Annotated in this window: 15 protein-coding genes; 7 read left to right on the forward strand and 8 right to left on the reverse strand. The window is 68.7% G+C overall.

The window, feature by feature from the left end; translation table 11 throughout:
• Window positions 1–8: 8 nt before the first annotated feature.
• A complete protein-coding gene (locus J8I34_RS20135) occupies window positions 9–1,847 on the forward strand; it encodes an EAL domain-containing protein (protein WP_209806798.1) in 1,839 nt (612 codons plus the stop codon).
• Here J8I34_RS20135 and J8I34_RS20140 read toward each other — a convergent pair.
• Complete coding sequence (locus J8I34_RS20140; protein WP_209806826.1) at window positions 1,844–2,584, reverse strand: response regulator transcription factor; 741 nt, start codon at window positions 2,582–2,584, stop codon at window positions 1,844–1,846. The genes J8I34_RS20135 and J8I34_RS20140 overlap by 4 nt on opposite strands.
• A gap of 418 nt (window positions 2,585–3,002) precedes the next feature.
• On the opposite strand from J8I34_RS20140, the gene cls reads away from it, so the two are divergent.
• From cls to J8I34_RS20155, 3 genes are all read left to right on the forward strand, one after another.
• A complete protein-coding gene (cls, locus tag J8I34_RS20145) occupies window positions 3,003–4,439 on the forward strand; it encodes a cardiolipin synthase (protein WP_029047426.1) in 1,437 nt (478 codons plus the stop codon).
• A 126-nt stretch (window positions 4,440–4,565) separates the two neighbouring features.
• The gene (locus J8I34_RS20150) at window positions 4,566–5,210 is read left to right on the forward strand and encodes a TetR/AcrR family transcriptional regulator (protein WP_029047427.1); all 645 of its coding nucleotides are present in this window, start codon (window positions 4,566–4,568) and stop codon (window positions 5,208–5,210) included.
• Between the two features lie 315 nt (window positions 5,211–5,525).
• Window positions 5,526–5,870: a hypothetical protein gene (locus J8I34_RS20155; protein WP_209806799.1), complete on the forward strand. Its 345-nt coding sequence runs from the start codon at window positions 5,526–5,528 to the stop codon at window positions 5,868–5,870.
• Window positions 5,871–5,994: 124 nt separating this feature from the next.
• Here J8I34_RS20155 and J8I34_RS20160 read toward each other — a convergent pair whose 3' ends face one another.
• Both J8I34_RS20160 and J8I34_RS20165 read right to left on the reverse strand, forming a co-directional pair.
• Entirely contained in the window at window positions 5,995–6,420 is a 426-nt protein-coding gene (locus J8I34_RS20160) for a hypothetical protein (protein ID WP_209769103.1), read from the reverse strand.
• 235 nt (window positions 6,421–6,655) lie between these two features.
• On the reverse strand, window positions 6,656–7,777 hold the full coding sequence (locus tag J8I34_RS20165) for a site-specific integrase (RefSeq protein ID WP_209806800.1): 1,122 nt from the start codon (window positions 7,775–7,777) through the stop codon (window positions 6,656–6,658).
• A 102-nt stretch (window positions 7,778–7,879) separates the two neighbouring features.
• On the opposite strand from J8I34_RS20165, the gene J8I34_RS20170 reads away from it, so the two are divergent.
• The 3 genes from J8I34_RS20170 to J8I34_RS20180 all read left to right on the forward strand — a co-directional run bounded on the left by J8I34_RS20170 (window position 7,880) and on the right by J8I34_RS20180 (window position 11,789).
• Window positions 7,880–8,842, forward strand: coding sequence for a DNA-binding protein (locus tag J8I34_RS20170; protein ID WP_209806801.1), 963 nt, complete (start codon window positions 7,880–7,882; stop codon window positions 8,840–8,842).
• Window positions 8,843–9,008: 166 nt separating this feature from the next.
• Window positions 9,009–11,330, forward strand: a complete 2,322-nt coding sequence (locus J8I34_RS20175) for an ATP-dependent DNA helicase (protein ID WP_209806802.1) — start codon at window positions 9,009–9,011, stop codon at window positions 11,328–11,330.
• A gap of 135 nt (window positions 11,331–11,465) precedes the next feature.
• The gene (locus J8I34_RS20180; protein ID WP_029047433.1) at window positions 11,466–11,789 is read left to right on the forward strand and encodes a thioredoxin family protein; all 324 of its coding nucleotides are present in this window, start codon (window positions 11,466–11,468) and stop codon (window positions 11,787–11,789) included.
• A gap of 170 nt (window positions 11,790–11,959) precedes the next feature.
• Here J8I34_RS20180 and J8I34_RS20185 read toward each other — a convergent pair whose 3' ends face one another.
• The 5 genes from J8I34_RS20185 to J8I34_RS20205 form a co-directional block, all read right to left on the reverse strand.
• Entirely contained in the window at window positions 11,960–12,295 is a 336-nt protein-coding gene (locus J8I34_RS20185) for a cupin domain-containing protein (protein WP_029047434.1), read from the reverse strand.
• 281 nt (window positions 12,296–12,576) lie between these two features.
• A complete protein-coding gene (locus J8I34_RS20190; protein ID WP_209769080.1) occupies window positions 12,577–14,052 on the reverse strand; it encodes an efflux transporter outer membrane subunit in 1,476 nt (491 codons plus the stop codon).
• Window positions 14,049–14,939: an efflux RND transporter periplasmic adaptor subunit gene (locus J8I34_RS20195; protein ID WP_209769078.1), complete on the reverse strand. Its 891-nt coding sequence runs from the start codon at window positions 14,937–14,939 to the stop codon at window positions 14,049–14,051. Before J8I34_RS20195 ends, J8I34_RS20190 begins: the two co-directional genes overlap by 4 nt.
• On the reverse strand, window positions 14,936–15,154 hold the full coding sequence (locus tag J8I34_RS20200) for a DUF1656 domain-containing protein (protein ID WP_209769071.1): 219 nt from the start codon (window positions 15,152–15,154) through the stop codon (window positions 14,936–14,938). The genes J8I34_RS20195 and J8I34_RS20200 overlap by 4 nt, the downstream gene beginning before the upstream one ends.
• Before the next feature lie 28 nt (window positions 15,155–15,182).
• Window positions 15,183–17,168 (reverse strand): FUSC family protein, encoded by a 1,986-nt coding sequence (locus J8I34_RS20205; protein ID WP_209769069.1) that lies wholly within the window; start codon window positions 17,166–17,168, stop codon window positions 15,183–15,185.
• Between the last annotated feature and the right edge of the window lie 118 nt (window positions 17,169–17,286).

Consider the following 17,286-nt stretch of genomic DNA (forward strand, 5'->3'; position numbering starts at 1 on the left):
ATCCATTCATGCCCGGCCACGACGCCGCACTGCTACCGTTCCACCTCGCAACAGGCGTACCTGCCGCGCCTGCGGTGCCCCGCGCGCAGATCCCGCCGCTGCATGCGGTGTTCCAGCCGATCGTGCAGGCCGGCAATGCCCAGCTGCTCGGTTACGAAGCCCTGGTCCGCGGCCCGGCGGGCTCGCCTTACGCGTTGCCGGAAGCCTTGTTTCGCCTTGCACAGGGCGTCGAGAACACGATCGCGCTGGAAATCGAGGCGGCGCGCACCGCGCTGGCCGCCTGGCGCGGCCTCGAGCTGCCGGGCAAGCTGTTCCTGAATTTCAGTCCGATGACGTTGCGACATCTGCTGGCCGATCGCGAGCGCTTGTCGGCGGCGTTGCTGCGAGCCGGTATCGCACCGTCGCGGCTGGTGGTCGAGGTCACCGAGCAGACCCCGATCGGCGATGCCGCGAGCTTCGGCACGGCCATGTCGCTGCTGCGCGAACTGGGCATGCAGTATGCGTTGGACGACTTCGGCTCCGGCCATGCCAATCTCGACCTGCTGGCGCATCTGTCGCCGCAGTTCGTCAAGATCGACAAATCGCTGGTACGCGGCATCGCTTCGTGCTCGCGGCGGCTGGAGATACTGCGTGCGGTGATGCGCATGATGAGCGCCTTCGGCGGGCGCGTCATTGCCGAGGGAATCGAGCATGAGGACGAACTTGCGGTGGTCCGCGACCTCGGCGTGACCGGCGCACAGGGCTACTACATCGGCCGGCCGTCGGCGCGCCCGGATACGCAGGTGGCACCGCAGGTGCGGCGCACGCTGGCATCCCGGCATATTGCCGTGTTTCCGCAGGTGGTGCGCTCGGGCTGGTCCGGCATGACTGCCGGGCGGCTGCTGCGCCCGGCACCGACCGTATCGCCCTCCACCAGCAACGACGCGGTGCTGCGCATGTTCCAGGACCAGCCCGAGCTGCACGCCGTGGCGGTGGTCCATGACGATGGCCGGCCGCTCGCCATCATCGGCCGCCAAGGGTTTATCGACCGCTATGCCGCACCGTTCCACCGCGAGCTGTATGGCAAGAAGGCCTGCATTGCCATGGCCAACCGCGAACCGGCCTGTTTCGAGCGCCGCGCGACGCTGGAGGAAATGGCGCAGATCTTGTCCGGAGAGAATACGCGCTCGCTGGCCGACGGCTTCCTGATCACCGAGCAAGGGCGCTATATCGGGCTGGGCACCGGCGCCGACCTGATCCGCGCGATCACCGAAGTGCGCATGGAGGCGGCCCGCTATGCCAATCCGCTGACGTTCCTGCCGGGCAATATCCCGCTCAACCAGCATATCGAGCGCCTGATCGAAGCCGCCAGCGAGTTCCGCGCGTGCTATGTCGACCTGAACCACTTCAAGCCGTTCAACGACAAGTACGGCTACTGGAAGGGCGACGAAATGCTCAAGGGCGCCGCCGCGATCCTGGCCGAGGCATGTGATCCGGCGCGCGATTTCCTTGGCCATGTCGGCGGCGACGACTTCCTGGTGCTGTTCCAGAGCCGCGACTGGCCGGCACGGATGCACGAGGCGATCCGGCGCTTCAACGATGCGGCCCTCGCCATGTATGCGCCGGGGGATCGTGCCGCAGGCGGCATGCAGGGCGAAGACAGGCACGGCCAGCCGGTCTTCTTTCCGCCGGTATCGATGGCAGCGGGCGTGGTGTGCGTGAGTGGGGAGGGCGTGGCTGCGCTGCAGCGCCTGGGCAGCCAGCATATCGGCGCCGCCGCGGCAGTCGCCAAGCGCGAGGCCAAGCGTTCGGCCACGGGCATGGCGGTGCTCGAGTTCCTGTCGCTGGCGGCTGCGCTGCAGGGCTAGCAACCGGGGGGCTTGCGACCGGCTGCCGGCAGGCGCGGCAGGCTGCTTTCCTCCAGCACATCGAGCCGATAGCCATGGGCGTAGACGACGGTGACGATGATGCCGTTCTCGATGCCAAGCCGCAGCGTCTTGCGCAGCCGCGACATCAGCCCCGCCAGCGCCCGTGACAGCGGCGGCAATTCATGGCGCCATACCGTCTGCTCGATGCGGCTGTTGGGCATCACCCTGCCGACATTGGAAAACAACAGCATGGCCAGGTCGAATTCCTTCGGCGTCAGTGCGATGCGCTCGTCGCGCAGCGTGGCGAAGCGCCCGACGCTGTTGAGCTGGTACGGGCCGGCACGCACCACCAGCCCCTGGCGCAAACGCTCGCCGGTCACGCGCCGGCGCAGCGCGGCAATGCGCGCCAGCAGCACGCGGTGGCTGAGCGGACGGCACATGTAGTCGTCGGCACCGGCGTCGAGCGCATCAACCAGGCGGTCTTCGCTGCTGTCGCTGCCCAGCATCATGATCGGCACATCGCGCGAGCGCGCGCTGCGCACCGCGCGGATCACGTCGATGGCCGGGATGTCGGCCACTTCGTCGGGAAGCAGCAGCATGTCGTAGGTCTGCTGCAGGGTGCTGTGGATCAGGTCGCGGCCCGCGTCGAAAATGCTGCAGCGAAAACCCGAGCGCACCAGCAGGTCTGGAACGTCCTGGAGCTGGGGCGACTTGCCCAGCAGCAGCGCAATAGTGATCGGCGACGGCATACGAAGCGAGCGTGACGGCGTGTGAGAACCGCAGGAACAGGACGGGTAGCGGACGCTTGGCGGGCAGATACCGACAGCGCTTCAACGGGATCGGACCGGCCTCAAAGCGTAAAAAGCCGCGTGCCGTGGAACAATCAGATGTTTCCGAGAAGCTCGCCGTTTTTGCCCTTTTTGTGGCAGCGCGGTAAATGGCGGCCATTGATGGCCGGCCGGGGCCGGGGGGGAGACGAAGTTGTCCACAGATCCTGTGGACAACGGGCCGGCCCCAGGCCTGGCGGCCGCATGGCACCGTCATCCCATCGGCGTGCCAAAAAAGAAGGCAGGCGTGCGCCGCGGCATCAACATCCCGCCCGCGGTGTGCCAAAATAGCGCGCATCGTGTTCCGGTCCAGGGACTCAAGCCACCGATGCTGCAGAGCCCGAGTGTCATCGCCTTCATCCTCCTGGCCTTTCACGTCGTCGGCTTGGTGGCGGCGCTGCACGCCGTCATGACGGTGCGCACCGCGCCTGGCGCGATCGCCTGGGCGGGGTCGCTGCTGATGATGCCGTATGTCACGCTGGTCCCTTACCTGATCTTCGGACGCAGCACCTTTGCCGGCTATGTCGATGCGCGCCGCTTCAATGACGACCGGCTGCGCGAGATCCGCCATGGCATGACACCGCGCGAACGCGAGGCCCGCAGCGCCTGCGTGGTGCACGAGCCAACGCAGGTCTGCATGCGCGCGTTGCCGCGATTGACCGGCATGCCATGCCTGGCCAACAACGACGTGCGGCTGCTGGTCAATGGCACGCAGACCTTCGATGCCATCTTTGCCGCGATCGGCCAGGCCAGGGAAGTGTTGATCGTGCAGTTCTTCATCGTCCACGACGATGCGCTGGGCCGGCGCCTGCAGGCGCTGCTGTGCGAGCGCGCGCAGGCCGGCGTCAAGGTCTACTTCCTGTTCGACAGCATCGGCTGCCACGCGCTGCCGCGCCGCTACGTGCGCACGCTGCTCGAGGCGGGTGTCGATGCCCGGCCGTTTTCCACGCATCGCGGCTTCGTCAACCGCTTCCAGCTCAACTTCCGCAACCACCGCAAGCTGGTCATCGTGGACGGGCGCGAGGCTTTTATTGGTGGCCACAATGTCGGCGTGGAGTATCTGGGCGAGCATCCGTCGCTGGCGCCATGGCGCGACACCCATATCGCATTGCGCGGCAGTGCCGTGCTGGACCTGCAGATGTCCTTTGCCGAAGACTGGTACTGGGCCGCGCGCGAAGTCCCGCATTTGCTGATGCCGCCAGCCGAGGTGGGCGGGCGCATGACCTGCCAGGTGGTCCCGACCGGTCCAGCGGACTCGCAGGAAACGTGTTCGCTGTTCTTTGTCGAGGCGATCCAGTCGGCCCGGCACCGGCTGTGGATCACGTCGCCGTATTTCGTGCCGGACGAGGCGGTGTTCGCCGTGCTGCGGCTGGCGGTGCTGCGCGGCGTCGATGTGCGCATCCTGATACCGGCGCGTCCCGATCACGTCGTCGTCTACGCCGCGTCGACAATCTATGCGTACCAGGCAGTCGCGGCGGGAATCAAGCTGTATCGCTACCAGCCCGGGTTCCTGCACCAGAAAGTGATCCTGATCGATGACGAGGCCGCCGCGGTGGGCACGGCGAACCTCGACAACCGCTCGTTCCGCCTCAATTTCGAACTGATGGTGATGACGGCGGACAAGGGCTTCGCCGCCGACGTGGCGGCCATGCTGGAATCCGATTTCGCCAACGCCACACGCATCGGGCCGGATGAGTTCCTGGGCGCGCCCGCGCCGCTGCGCGTGGCCATGCACGTGGCCAAGCTGTTCGCCCCCATTCTCTGATACCGGTTGTGGATGCCGGCCTGCGGATACGGGCCCGCGGCGAGCCGATGGCGCTTTGTTTGTGTACACTGTTCACTATAAGCGCCTACAGATAATGAACCGATTCCAGCATCACAGGGGAGCCGCATGAAGCCGGCCGTCCCCGCGCCACCGGCGCGCGCCACTTACCGTCATGGCGACCTGCGCCGCGCCTTGCTTGACGCCGGCATTGACCTGGCCCGCGAAGGCGGCCCAGACGCCATCGTGCTGCGCGAGGCCACGCGCCGCGCCGGCGTCGTTCCCAATGCGGCTTACCGGCACTTTGCCAGCCGGCAGGACCTGCTGCAGGCGGTGCGAGCGTCAGCCTTGTCGTCGCTGGCGATTGCCATGGAGGCAGAGATTGGCGGACTGCGCCCCGGCCGTGGCGCCGCTGCCCATGCGCGCGCCTGCCTGCGCGCGGTCGGCACGGGTTATCTGCGCTTCGCGCTGACGGAAACCGGCCTGTTCCGTACGGCATTCTCCGTGCCGGATGAGGTCGAGGATGACGCCGATCCCGCCAAGGCGGGCAACAGCGGGCTCAACCCGTTCCAGTTGCTTGGCGCCGCGCTCGACAAGCTGGTGGAGTCCGGCGCATTGCCACCCGAGCGGCGGCCCGGTGCCGAGTACCTGGCCTGGTCCGCCGTGCACGGGCTGGCAATCCTGCTGATCGACGGCCCGTTGCGCAGCCGCGCGCGCGAAATGGCCGAGCCGCTCGGGCAACGGCTGCTGGAAATGGTCGAGAAGGGCCTGTAGCCCCGCGCATGCTCAAAAAAATTGCCACGATGGCGGGGACCATCGTGGCAGTGCAAGGAACCAGGAAGGGGGGCAACCTGGCTCTGTCGGGGCACCCGCGGGCCGGGTGCAAGGGCAATGTAATACGGGCTTTCTCATGCGAATATCGGACAAATCCTAAATATGTCCCTGAATTGTCGTGATTTGGATTAGGCTGCGGCGCAGCGACCGTAAGTCATCGCCAATTGCGGGCCGGGCGCCGGTGGAATTGCGTGGCAGTGGCGGGGGTCTAACCTGTGCCCGCAATGCAGGCTGGCGATGCAAGGAGGGAACCCCATGCGCTTCGGATATGGAATATTGCTTGCGGTGGTGTTGGCCAGCGGGTGCGTGGCTTATCCCTATGCCAGCGACGACTACCTGGCCTATCCCGCCTACCCGGTCAGCTCACCGTACTACAGCGGCTATCCGGTCGCGCCCGGCTACCCCTATTACGGCCCCGGATACAGCAGCTACTACGGCAGCTTTGCCTTTATCTATGGTGGCGGTGGCCACGGCTGGAGGCACGGACACCATGGACACCGCGGCTGGCACGGCGGCGGCCGTGGCAGAGGCGGCTGGGCTGCTGGCGGACATGGCGGACATGGCGGACATGGCGGACATGGCGGAGGCAGGGGCCGATGACGGATGTCTGGCCGGGATGTCTGGCGGGGATGGCCAAGGCGCACGACTTCCTGGCTATCTCGCTTGACGCAGAAGTGCGCTAGCGCCAGGGCCTGACGCTACGTTTTGATAGACGCCACGGCAGCTAGGGCAGCTGCCGTAGCTGGCCGATCACGGACATCAGTCGCCCGTGCGCCACGATGACGCCCGATTCGTCCTGCAAGGCTTCCTGGTAGCGCTTGCGAAAGCCGGGATCGGCACCGTCGCTGAAGAGCCTTTCGGCGGCACGCGCCACGGCGCGGCAGGTTTCGTCGTGATGTTCCTTCGATTCGAGTTCCTCATCGACCTCGATGATCAGCCGCGACAGCGGATCGAGCCAGCGAAAGAAGTTGTCCTCCGTGACCAGCTGGACAAACAGTCCGGCCGGGATCGGGCCGTTCAGCCGTTCGTACTGCCCGCGGTCGTAGCCGATGACTTCCTTGTGAACTTGCAGCAAGGCCGCCCGCAAGGCTTGCAGCCCCGAGCGGCGAGTTTCCTGGGTGGCGAGGAATTGTTCGTTGGGCATGCCCATCTCCGCATTTCCACTGGGTTGGCCCGGCAGCCGGTCCGGTCACTCCGGCACGCGTTCCGGCGCACGTCGTGGGCTCGTCCGGGCGGGCCGCCATCACCTGCCCCGGACCTCCGGGTACTGCCGGCCAGCGCATCTGGCAATGTCCGGCGCGCCTGCCAGTATAGGCACCTGACGCATCCCGGGCCAGCGCACGGGGCTAGCGAAATACCCGAATTTGCGGCGCGCTCTGCGCCCGCTAGCCGTCTTGTTCTTCCGCTTGTGCAGGCCCGAGCAGGTCCGCCGCGCGCGAGCGCTGCATGTCCGCCGCACGGAAATAGCGCACCACTGTGGCTACGCTGGCGTGGCCGGTCATCGCCATGGTCTCGGCCAGCGGCACCTGTTGCGCCGCCGCTTCGGTGACGAAACCCGCGCGCAGCGAATGCGCGGAGTAATCGCCCTCAAGTCCCGCCTGCGCGCAGCGCGCCTTGACGATGCGGCTCACTGCGGCATCGGACAAGCCTTCACCCACATGTCCGCCGCGCCGGATGCGGCGGAACAGCGGTCCGCCTGCAATTCCCGAAGCGGCCAGCCACGCCTCCAGTGCCTGTCCCGCTGCACCCGTCACCGGCTTGGCGGCATCGGCGTGGTCGCGGCCCGACTGGTTGGTCTTGGACCAGCCCAGCACGTAGACAAATTCACCCGGCGCGACACGCGTCAGGTTCTCCACCGTCGCGCGCGCGACCTCGGAACGACGGCGGCCGCCGCTGGCCCATGCAAACAACAGCACCGCGCGGTCACGGACGCCGCGCAATGAATCATCACAGGCAGCGAGCAGCCGCAGCAGCGGGTCGCGCGTCAGCGCGGCCTTGCGCGCCGGGCGGTGTCCGCGGCGCGCATAGGCGCGGCGGATGCCGGACATCAATTCGCGCACGGACGCGTCGGCACAAGGATTGGGCAACTGCTGCATGCGGTGGGCCTTGGCCAGCACCGCAAGGCGGTGCGTCAGCGTGGACAGCGCGGGCGCGCCGGGTCGTGCCTTGTATCCATCAGCGACCAGCGCCTGGTCGATCGCCGGGGGTAGTTCACAGACCGGCCCGTGCGGCGTCTGCCGCGTAGCGTGGTCGACGATGAATTGAACCACGACGGCAGGAGCAAGCGGAAGCCGGGCCGGCTGGCGATAGCGCAGCCCGTGCCATGCAGCCCAGTAACGCAGGGCAGAGCGGTAGCTCGCCACGGTGTTGGACGACTCGCCTTCGCGGCGCAGTGCGTTCGCGGCCTGTTCGGCGAGGGGATCCAGTTCAGACGGGCGGAGCGGCGCCGGGAATTCGACATCGGAGGCAAGCTGCGGTGGGTTGGCTAGCGGGTCGGCTGTTATCATAATAAATATGATGTATGCTGTATTATATCATACATAAATATCGAATAGCGCTCGATAAGTCTCCATTATCGAACCTTATTTGGGTCTTCTCCGGATCACACCATGGAAACGCTCCGCTCCCGAGGCATCAATCGCGACGACGTCTGGGCCGCCGCCGACAGCCTGCTCAAGGCAGGCCAGCGTCCGACCATCGAACGCATCCGCCTGCATCTGGGCCGCGGTTCGCCCAACACTGTCAGCCCCCACCTCGACGCTTGGTTCGCCGCGCTCGGCGGGCGATTGCAGGATCCGCAAGGCTTCGCGCCAAAGCCGGGTTGCCCGGAACCGGTCACCGAAGCGGCGCGTTACCTGTGGGAAGCTGCATTGCAGGTTGCCCGGGCGCAGGCGGAAACCGCGCTGACCCAGCGCGAAACGGCGCTGGCCGAGGCGCAGGCGGCATTGGCCAGGGAACGGGAGGCGCTGGAGCAGGAGCGCCTGGTCATGCAGGCGCGGCTGGACGGTGCCGAAGCGGCGATGGCGGAGCTGACGCGCGCGCGGGACGAGGCGCTGGAGCGCGGCGCGCAGGCCGAAGCCCGCGCTGCAGGCCTGCAGCAGCAGGTGGAGACGTTGCGAGCCGAGGCTGGCATCGCGCTGGAGGCCCGTGCCTCGTTGCAGCGGGAATTCGCCGCGGAACGCGGCGCGTGGGACCAGGAGCGCGAAACCATGACCGCCCGCGCCACCGCCAGCGAACGCCGGCTGGCGCTGGAACTGGATGCGGCCCGCATGGCGGGCAAGGAAGCGCAGAAGTTGCTGGAAGCAGAACGCAAGGCCGCGCTGGAGCGGCTTGCGCACGCTGCCGAAGCGGCTTCACGCCAGGGCGGCGAGATGGCGCGGCTAAGCCAGTCGATTGCCGTACTGGAAGAACGCATCCGCCAGCGCGAGGCGATGCTTGTCGAATATCGCGAACAGAAGGGTGCCGGCAGCCAGGGCGTTGCCGCGGCGGGCCGGCGCGGGCGCCCGGCGCGTGGAGCACTGGCCGGCGGCGCGAGTGCCCTGCTGCGGACGCGGGCGGCGCCGGGCGGCTGAACCGCGGTGCGTTACACCTGCGCGCCAGTGCGCAGCATGTGCTTCTGGATCTTGCCGCTGGTGGAATAACGATTTGCTCTTTCCTTATGCCGCCGTTGCCGCACAGGGCGGGAGAATCGGTTCGGATACTGTATATTCATACAGCCTTTTTAGCGTTCCAGCCTTCGTGTCCGTCGACCCACTTGCCGCCCCCGTTCGTGCCCCAGCTCCAGCGCAAGCTCCCGCCTACGTCGTCGCCGTGCGCGCGTTGTGCGACTTCACCGCCAGGGCAGGCGACCTCGACCTGCGCTTCGTGCCGACGCCAACCGCGCAGGAAGGCGTCGCCGGCCACTCCCTGGTGACCGGCAGGCGCGGACCGGACTACCAGGCGGAAGTGCCGCTGTCGGCGGATTTTGGGCCCTTGCACGTTCGCGGCCGTGCCGATGGCTACGATCCGGGGGCCAACCGCCTGGAAGAAATCAAGACCGTGCGCGGCGAGGCCGCCGTGCCGGATAACCACCGCCACCTGCACTGGGCGCAGGCAAAGATCTATGGCTGCCTGATGTGCCGCAAACTCGGATTGCCCGGGATCGACGTGGCTGTGGTCTATTTCGACATCATCGGCCAGCGCGAGCACCCGGTGGTGCAGCACTTCACCGCGGACGCGCTCGATGCGTTCTTCGTCCAGACCTGCGAACGCTTCCTGCGGTGGGCCCAGGCCGAACTGGCGCACCGGCAGGCCCGCGATGCCGCGCTGGCGCGGCTGGCCTTTCCGCACCCGGCATTCCGAACTGGCCAGCGCGAACTGGCGCAGGCGGTCTACAACGCCAACCGCGCCGGGCGCACCCTGCTGGCCCAGGCGCCGACAGGCATCGGCAAGTCGGTCGGCACGCTGTTCCCGCTGCTCAAGGCGATGCCGGGGCAGGGCATCGACAAGGCGTTCTTCCTGTCGGCGCGCTCCACCGGGCGCGGCGTCGCGCTGCAGGCCGCCCAGGCGCTGCGCAGCCACGGCGCGCAGCCGCTGCGCGTGATCGAACTGGTGGCGCGAGACAAGGCCTGCGAGCATCCGGAGCTCGCCTGCCACGGCGAATCCTGCCCGCTGGCGCGCGGCTTCTACGATCGCCTGCCGGCCGCGCGCGAAGCCGCCTGCGACGTGCCGGTGCGTGACCGTGCCGCGGTGCGCACGCTGGCGCTGGCGCATGGCATCTGCCCCTACTACCTGGCGCAGGAACTGGTGCGCTGGAGCGATGTGGTGGTGGCGGACTACAACTATTTCTTCGACCGCAGCGCGCTGCTGTATGCGCTGACGATCGCCAACGGCTGGCGCGCAAGCGTGCTGGTCGACGAGGCGCACAACCTGGTCGAGCGCGGCCGCGCCATGTACACCGCCGAGCTGGATCCGCACGCGCTGCGCGAAGCCCGGCGCGGCGCGCCCGGCGCGGTGGCCAGGCCGCTGGCCCGGCTGGCGCGCCACTGGAGCGCGCTGGCGCGGCAGGCCGACGTTGCCTATGAAGTCTTGCCGGAAGTGCCCGCGCCCCTGCTGCGGGCGCTCGATGACTGCTGCGCGGCCGTGCTGGCGCACATGACCGAGCAGCCCGCGGCGATCGACCCGGCGCTGCAGCGCTTTTATTTCGATGCGCTGCATTTCAGCCGGCTGGCAGAGCAGCTCGATGCCAGTTCGCTGTTCGATATCCAGCGGCCAGCCCTCGCCGCAAACGCCCGGCGCGGCAACCATGCGCGCCTGTGCCTGCGCAACGTCATCCCGGCGCCGTTCCTGCGGCCGCGCTTTGCCGCGGCGCATTCCGTCACGCTGTTCTCGGCCACGCTGGACCCGGCCGCCTACTACCTCGATACGCTGGGTTTGCCTGCCGACTGCGCGCGCGTGGCGGTGCCGTCGCCGTTCCGGGCGGAACAACTGTCAGTACGTATCGCCAGCCGGATTTCCACCCGCTATGCGCGGCGCGGCCAGTCGCTGCCGGACATTGCCGCGCTGATGGCGAACCAGTTTCGCGCCCGCCGCGGCAACTACCTCGCGTTCTTCAGCAGCCACGAGTACCTGCAGCAGGCCGTGTCGAATTTCACGCAGGCCCATCCCGACATTCCGTACTGGGTCCAGTCGCGCGGCATGGACGAGGCGGCGCAGGCCGCCTTCCTGTCCGCCTTTGTCCCGGATGGCGCAGGCATCGGCTTTGCCGTGCTAGGCGGCGCCTTTGCCGAGGGCGTGGACCTGCCCGGTGAGCGCCTGATCGGCGCCTTCGTCGCCACGCTGGGGCTGCCGCAGTTCAACGCGGTCAACGAGCAGTTCCGCGCGCGCATGCAGTCGGCCTTCGGCCAGGGCTACGACTATGCCTATCTCTATCCGGGCTTGCGCAAGGTGGTGCAGGCCGCGGGCAGGGTGATCCGCACGCAGCAGGACGAAGGCGTGGTCTACCTGATCGACGACCGCTTTGCCGCGCCGGAGGTGCGCCGGCTGCTGCCGGAATGGTGGCAAATCGGCCCGGCGGCGTAGAAATTACACGGCGTGATGGGCTTGGCCAGGCCGCTGGCGGCCCCGCCGGGCCAGAACGAATCTGGCACGAATCCGGCAGCAATGCGACCATGCGTGCCGACCGCATCCCGTCGTCATCGAACCAAGGACCCGACCATGCCCATGACCCAGCATTACGCGGCCACCGAGCCGCCCCGTACCGAAGTGGATGCGCTGAACGGCGGCACCGTGCTGGAGTTCGGCGCCCCGTGGTGCGGCTTCTGCCAGCGTGCGCAGCCCGCGCTTGCCGAAGCGTTCGCCGTGCATCCGGGGCTGCGCCATATCAAGGTCGAGGACGGCAGCGGGCGCCCGCTCGGCCGCTCCTTCCGCATCAAGCTGTGGCCGACGCTGGTATTCCTGCGCGACGGGCAGGAAGTCGCCAGACTGATAAGGCCGACCGAGGCGGATCCGATCCGGGAAGCCATGCGGCGCATCAGTTGACCGCTGTGGGCGCTCAAGACGGAACTTCGGCAATTTTCGGCCACGCCAGGGGCGCTCAACCCTGCTTTGGGAGGGAACACCCGGAGCTCCTTCTGCCGTTTGTGCAGAAGCCTTGACGACGCGCCGCCTGTCACGGCCTCCGGCCAGGGCTGATACCTGGCACGAGACCGTCAGCGGCCGGCCGGCAGCACCATCGTCACCAGCACCGACGCATCGGTGTCGGCGGTCAGGTCATAGCGCACGCCCGGGCCGACGTAGAGCAGGTCGCCCTGGCGCAATCCGCGTTCGGCGCCGTCCACGCGTAGCCGGACTTCGCCTTCCAGGCACTGCACCGTCATGGGGCCGTCGACTGCATGGGGCGGCACATGCTTGCCCGCCTTCAGCACCAGCCGCATCACTTCCAGCGGGCCTTCCTTGAACAGGGCTTGGGTGACAGTCTGGTCCAGGCGCGTGCCCAGGGGCAGCACGCTGGCGATCTGTCCGGAAGCTAGGTGGGGGAGGGACATGCGCGGCTCCTCGCTGTAGTGGGTCGTGTGATGTGTGCGTTGTCAGGCGCAGCTGGCATTTGCCGCCAGCAGGCCTTTCCAATCTAGCACCGGAGCGCGCGCCTCAGTAGGGTTCAGCGTGCCGCAGCCGGCGTAGCCTGGATCGCCGAAGCGGGCGCCGCGGGGGCACTTTGTGCACAGGGAACCGCATGGCGGGCGCGAGCTTCGGCGCGGGCGCGCTCGATCACGGACGAAGTGTAGTCACGCTGATCCATTCCTGTGACGATTAAAAATGACAAAAATCAGTCGCTTTTTTCATCGTTATGCGCAGGCCTTTCCAAGGGCTCTGCCGGGGCCTTGGGTGCGGCTTGCCAACCGCCGCCCAAGGCGAGGAACAGGTCCACCTGGCGGTATGACACCTGTGCTTCGGCCACCGCCAGGGCGGCCTCGGCATCGGCCAGCGCCTGCTCGGCGTCGAGACGGTCGAGGTAAGGGATGCGCCCGGCCTGTTGCAGCCGCACCTGCTGGCGCGCGGCTTCGCCGGCCTGCTCGCGCGCCGCATGCAGCGACTCTTGCCGCTCCAGTGCGCGGGTATAGGCGGACAGCGCCGTTTCCGTTTCCTGCAGCGCACGCAGCACGGCGCCGTCGAAGCGAGCCAGCGCGGCGTCGGCGGCCGCCTCATGGCCGTGGATGCGGTGACGCACGCCGTTGGTCGGCAGCGACCAGCTCAGCATGGGGCCCAGGCTCCAGCGCGCCGTCGGGCCGCTGCCCAAGTCGCTGAGCACGCCGGTCAGGCCTGCGCTGGCGCCGATGCGGATCGAGGGGTACAGGTCGGCGGTGGCAACGCCGATGCGCGCGGTCGCCGCGGCCAGCTCCCGCTCGGCCTGGCGGATATCGGGACGGCGCCGCAACAGCGCGGCACCGTCGCCGACCGGCAACGGCGCGTGCAATTCCGGCTCGGTGTGGCAATCGACGTCGTCCGGCGCCAGTCCCGACGGTGGTTTGCCCAGCAGCAGCGCCAGGCGGTGGTGCGCCGCGGCGCGCTCCGCCGCGAAGGCCGGCAAGGCGGCGCGCAGTGCTTCAGTGCGGGCGCGTTCGCGGGCCACGTCCGGCGGCTGCGCGCGGCCGGCGGCGACCAGCCGGCGGGTTGCGTCCAGCGTTCGCTCGCGCACGGCAAGCTGCTGCGTGGCCACTGCCAGTTCATGGGTGGCGGCGCATCCCTGCACGTAGGCGCGCACGGTCTGCGCGGCCACGCTGACGCGCACCATGTCGAGGGTGGCTTCGCTGGCTTCGGCGCTGGCGAGCGCGGCCTCGTCGGCACGCGCCAGCTTGCCGAAGAAATCGACCAGGTAGGACACGCCGAAGCCGAAATCGCCCAGGTTGAACACCGGCGGCTTGACAGTCTGCAGGAAGCTCTGGGCCGACAGCTGCGCGCGCGACACGCTGGCGTCGGCCCCGCCCTGCGGCAGGTTCTCGGACTCGACTTCGTGCAGCAGCGCCACCGCGCGCCGCAGGTTGGCCGAGGCGGCGCGGATGTCGGTGTTGGCGGCCAGCGCCTGTTGCACCAGCCGGTCGAGCCGCGCGTCGTCATAGAGACGCCACCAGTCGTCAGGGACCGGGCCGATGTCGACACCATGCGCGGTGCCGCCCTGCAGCGCGCCGTTGGCCCGCGCAGCCTTGAACGCGGCGCGTTCGGGCACTCGGTAGTCCGGGCCGACCGTGGCGCAAGCGCACAGGCACGCGGCCGCGCACGCCAGCCAGCAAAGGCGCCCGCTCATGATCGCGCCGCGGCAGGGCGCCGCGGTTCGCGCACCGACACCGTCGCGGTGCGGCCCGAGACCAGCCTGACGTCGGCGGGCACGTCTTCCAGCACGATCCGCACCGGCACGCGCTGCGCCAGCCGGACCCAGTTGAAGGTCGGGTTGACGTTGGGCAGCAGGTTGGAGCCGGCACTGCGGTCACGGTCCTCGATGCCGGCGGCGATGCTCTGCACATGCCCGCGCAGGTGCCGGGGCTCGCCCATGATATGGACGTCCACCGGGCTGCCGATGTGGATGCGGTGCAGCTTGGTTTCCTCGAAATACCCTTCCACATGGAATGACGCCGCGTCGACCATCGACAGCACCGGGCGGCCGGTGGACACGTAGTCGCCCAGGCGCGGCAGGCGGTCGTTGAGGTAGCCGGCCACCGGGCTGCGCACGCTGGTGCGCTCCAGGTTCAGCCGCGCCAGCCGCACCGTCGCCTCGGCCTGCGCCAGCGCGGCTTCGCCTTGCTCCACGCGGGCGCGGCCCTGCTCGGCGACTTCGCCGGCCACGAGCCCGTCGAGCGCCCGGTTGCGCGCGGCTTCGCGCCGCGCCTGGGCCAGCGTCGCGCGCAGCGTGGCGGCGGTGGCCAGCGCCTGCTGCAGTGCCAGCGCGTAGCGGTCGCGGTCGATCTCGAACAGCACCTCGCCGCGCTGCACGTACTGGTTGTCGCGCACCGGCACGCGCGTGACCAGGCCTGCGACGTCGGGCGCGACCTGGACGATGTCGGCGCGCACATGGCCGTCGCGCGTCCATGGCGCGGCGGTGTAGTAGTCCCACAGGTGGCGCAGCACCAGCACGGCGGCGAGCACGGCCAGCAGCGTAGGCAGCAAGGGAAGCAGGGGGCGGAGTCGGAGTGTCATGACGGCAGTCCCGGTACCGCGTCGAAGACCGCCGCCACGGTGCCCAGGACGATCACATAGAGGGAAAGATTGAACAGCGAGCGGTGCCAGATATGCCGGTAGCAGCCCAGCGCCGCCAGCGCCAGGCGGATCGCGGTGGTGGCGGCGAAGGCCAGCACCATCAGCACCAGCACGCCTGGCACGAACACGCCATAGAGATCGATTTCACTGAGCATCGGGAAGCAACGAGGGCGGGGAACGGGATCAGGCCGCGCGCGTCGGCGGGCATGCGCCGGGCTGCAGCGTGACCTGCAGCACCACCAGCGCGCGCAGCGCGCCACTGTCCTGGCGTGGCAGCGCGGAGATGGCATCGGCGACCCAGCGCTGCAGTGCCGCCGGCGCCACCGGTGCCGCCACCGCATGGCCGCTGCGCAGCCGCGACCGGTAATGCCGCGCGACTGCCGCCAGCACCCGGCGCACCGGCTTGCGTGCCGCCGGCGGCAGGTCCGGCAGCGCCTTGTGTAGCGCCAGCGCGCAATAGCCCGCCTGCAGCGCATGGAAGCCGTCTGACGAGAGCGGGTCACCGGCCGCGCCCAGGCGAGGCACCAGCTGGCCGAGCCGGTCCAGCATGCGCGCACCCAGCCGCGCGTCGCCATCCGACGCGCGCAGGGTGGCCGCCTGTGCCAGGTCCCGCCAGCTTGCGCGCACCAGCCGGTGCGCCGCCGCGCGCGCGCCGAACGGGCGCACCGCCATCGACCACAGCGGCGCGAACAGCATCGCGGCGGCGCTGGCCAGGCAGGCATTGAAGGTGCCAAGGAAATCCGCGTCGAAGACGGCCTGCACATTGGCGAACGAGGCGGTGTTGACCGACAGCAGCATCGCGATCAGCTGGAAGCCCGGCCGCGCCACCAGCAGGCCGATGCCGAGGTAGGGCAGCGCCAGCATCGCCGCCAGCGCCTCGAAGGTGTGCGCGTGCGGGACCACCACGAAGAGGTAGCCCGAGGCCACCAGCAGGCACGCCAGGCTCCACCGGAGGAAGGAGCCGGCCATGCGGCGCGGTTCGTCGATGGCGGCAAAGAAGCAACAGGCGATCGATGCCACCGCGACCGCGCCGGCACCGTCTTCCCAGCCCGAAAATATCCACAGCAACCCGGCACAGAACACCGCCAGCCCGCTGGACACGGCACCGAACAGCAGCATGCCGTGGTCATGGTGATGGCCGGTGCCATCCGGTTCCGGCTGGCTGCAGGTGGACGGCGCTGCGGGGCCGCGTTCGCCGATGCCTCGTTGCAGTGCCAGGCATTCCGCGTAGAGCATGCACAGGCGCTGCAACTGCCCCGCGGCGGTCGTGGCGAGCCGCGCCGGCCAGTCGCCATCCGCGCCGTCCAGGCGCCGGTCGCGTTGCAATAACGGAGCTGGCCGCTCGGCACCGCCATCCAGCCACGCGGCAGTCGAATCCATTGCCCGCCGCAGTGGAGCGGGCATGCCGCCGGGCATTCCGCGCAGCGCCTGCAGCACGCTTTCCAGCGACGACAGCAACGGCATCAGCATGGTCATGCGCTGGCGCAGCGCGCGCGCATGGTGCAGTGTGCGGCTGCATTCGGTGTCGTAGGCGAGCTGGCTGATCAGCTGGTCCAGCGCCAGGATGTCGCTCGCAAGCCGATGGCGGCCATCGTCGGCGCCGGGGCTGCCGCGCAGGATCGCCGCGGCCCAGCCGCTGGCGTCGGCAAGCCAGCTCTGGGCACGCTGGCGCAGCGCGGGCGCCACCTTGGCCGGGAACACGATCGATCCGACCAGCCCGGCGCAGACGATGCCGATCACGATCTCCTCGATGCGCGCCACGGCGATATCAAAGATCCCGGCCGGCTGGCTGACCGCCGGCAGCGCCACGATCGGCAGCGTGTACGCCGCCAGCAGGAATACATAGCTGCGCGGCGAGCGCTGCAGCAGCGACAGGTACACCAGCGCGGTAATCCACAGTGCGATCGCACCCATCAGCACGATCGGCATGTTGACCAGCTGTGGCACGGTCGCGACCGCGGCGGTGGCGCCGAGCACCGTGCCGGCGACGCGATAGGCAGCCTTGGAGCGGGTCGCGCCGGTCAGCGGATGCGAAACGAAATACACGGTGGCCATGGCCCAGTACGGCCGCGGCAGGCCAAGCGCCAGCGCGATATAGAGTGCCAGCATCGCGGCGGCAAATGCCTTCAGCGAGAACAGCCACTGTCGTGCATTCGGCCAGCTAGCCATGGAGCGGGGTCTTGAAGACACAAGGAGTTCGGGGGCGCGCACCGCCGCCTGCCGCTCCACGCTTCATGGCGGCGCAGTCGGGCAGGGGCGATGTGTGGAAGCGAAGTGTAGCCAAACC

This window comes from Cupriavidus phytohabitans, from assembly GCF_017815025.1.
In the GTDB taxonomy this organism is placed as follows: domain Bacteria; phylum Pseudomonadota; class Gammaproteobacteria; order Burkholderiales; family Burkholderiaceae; genus Cupriavidus.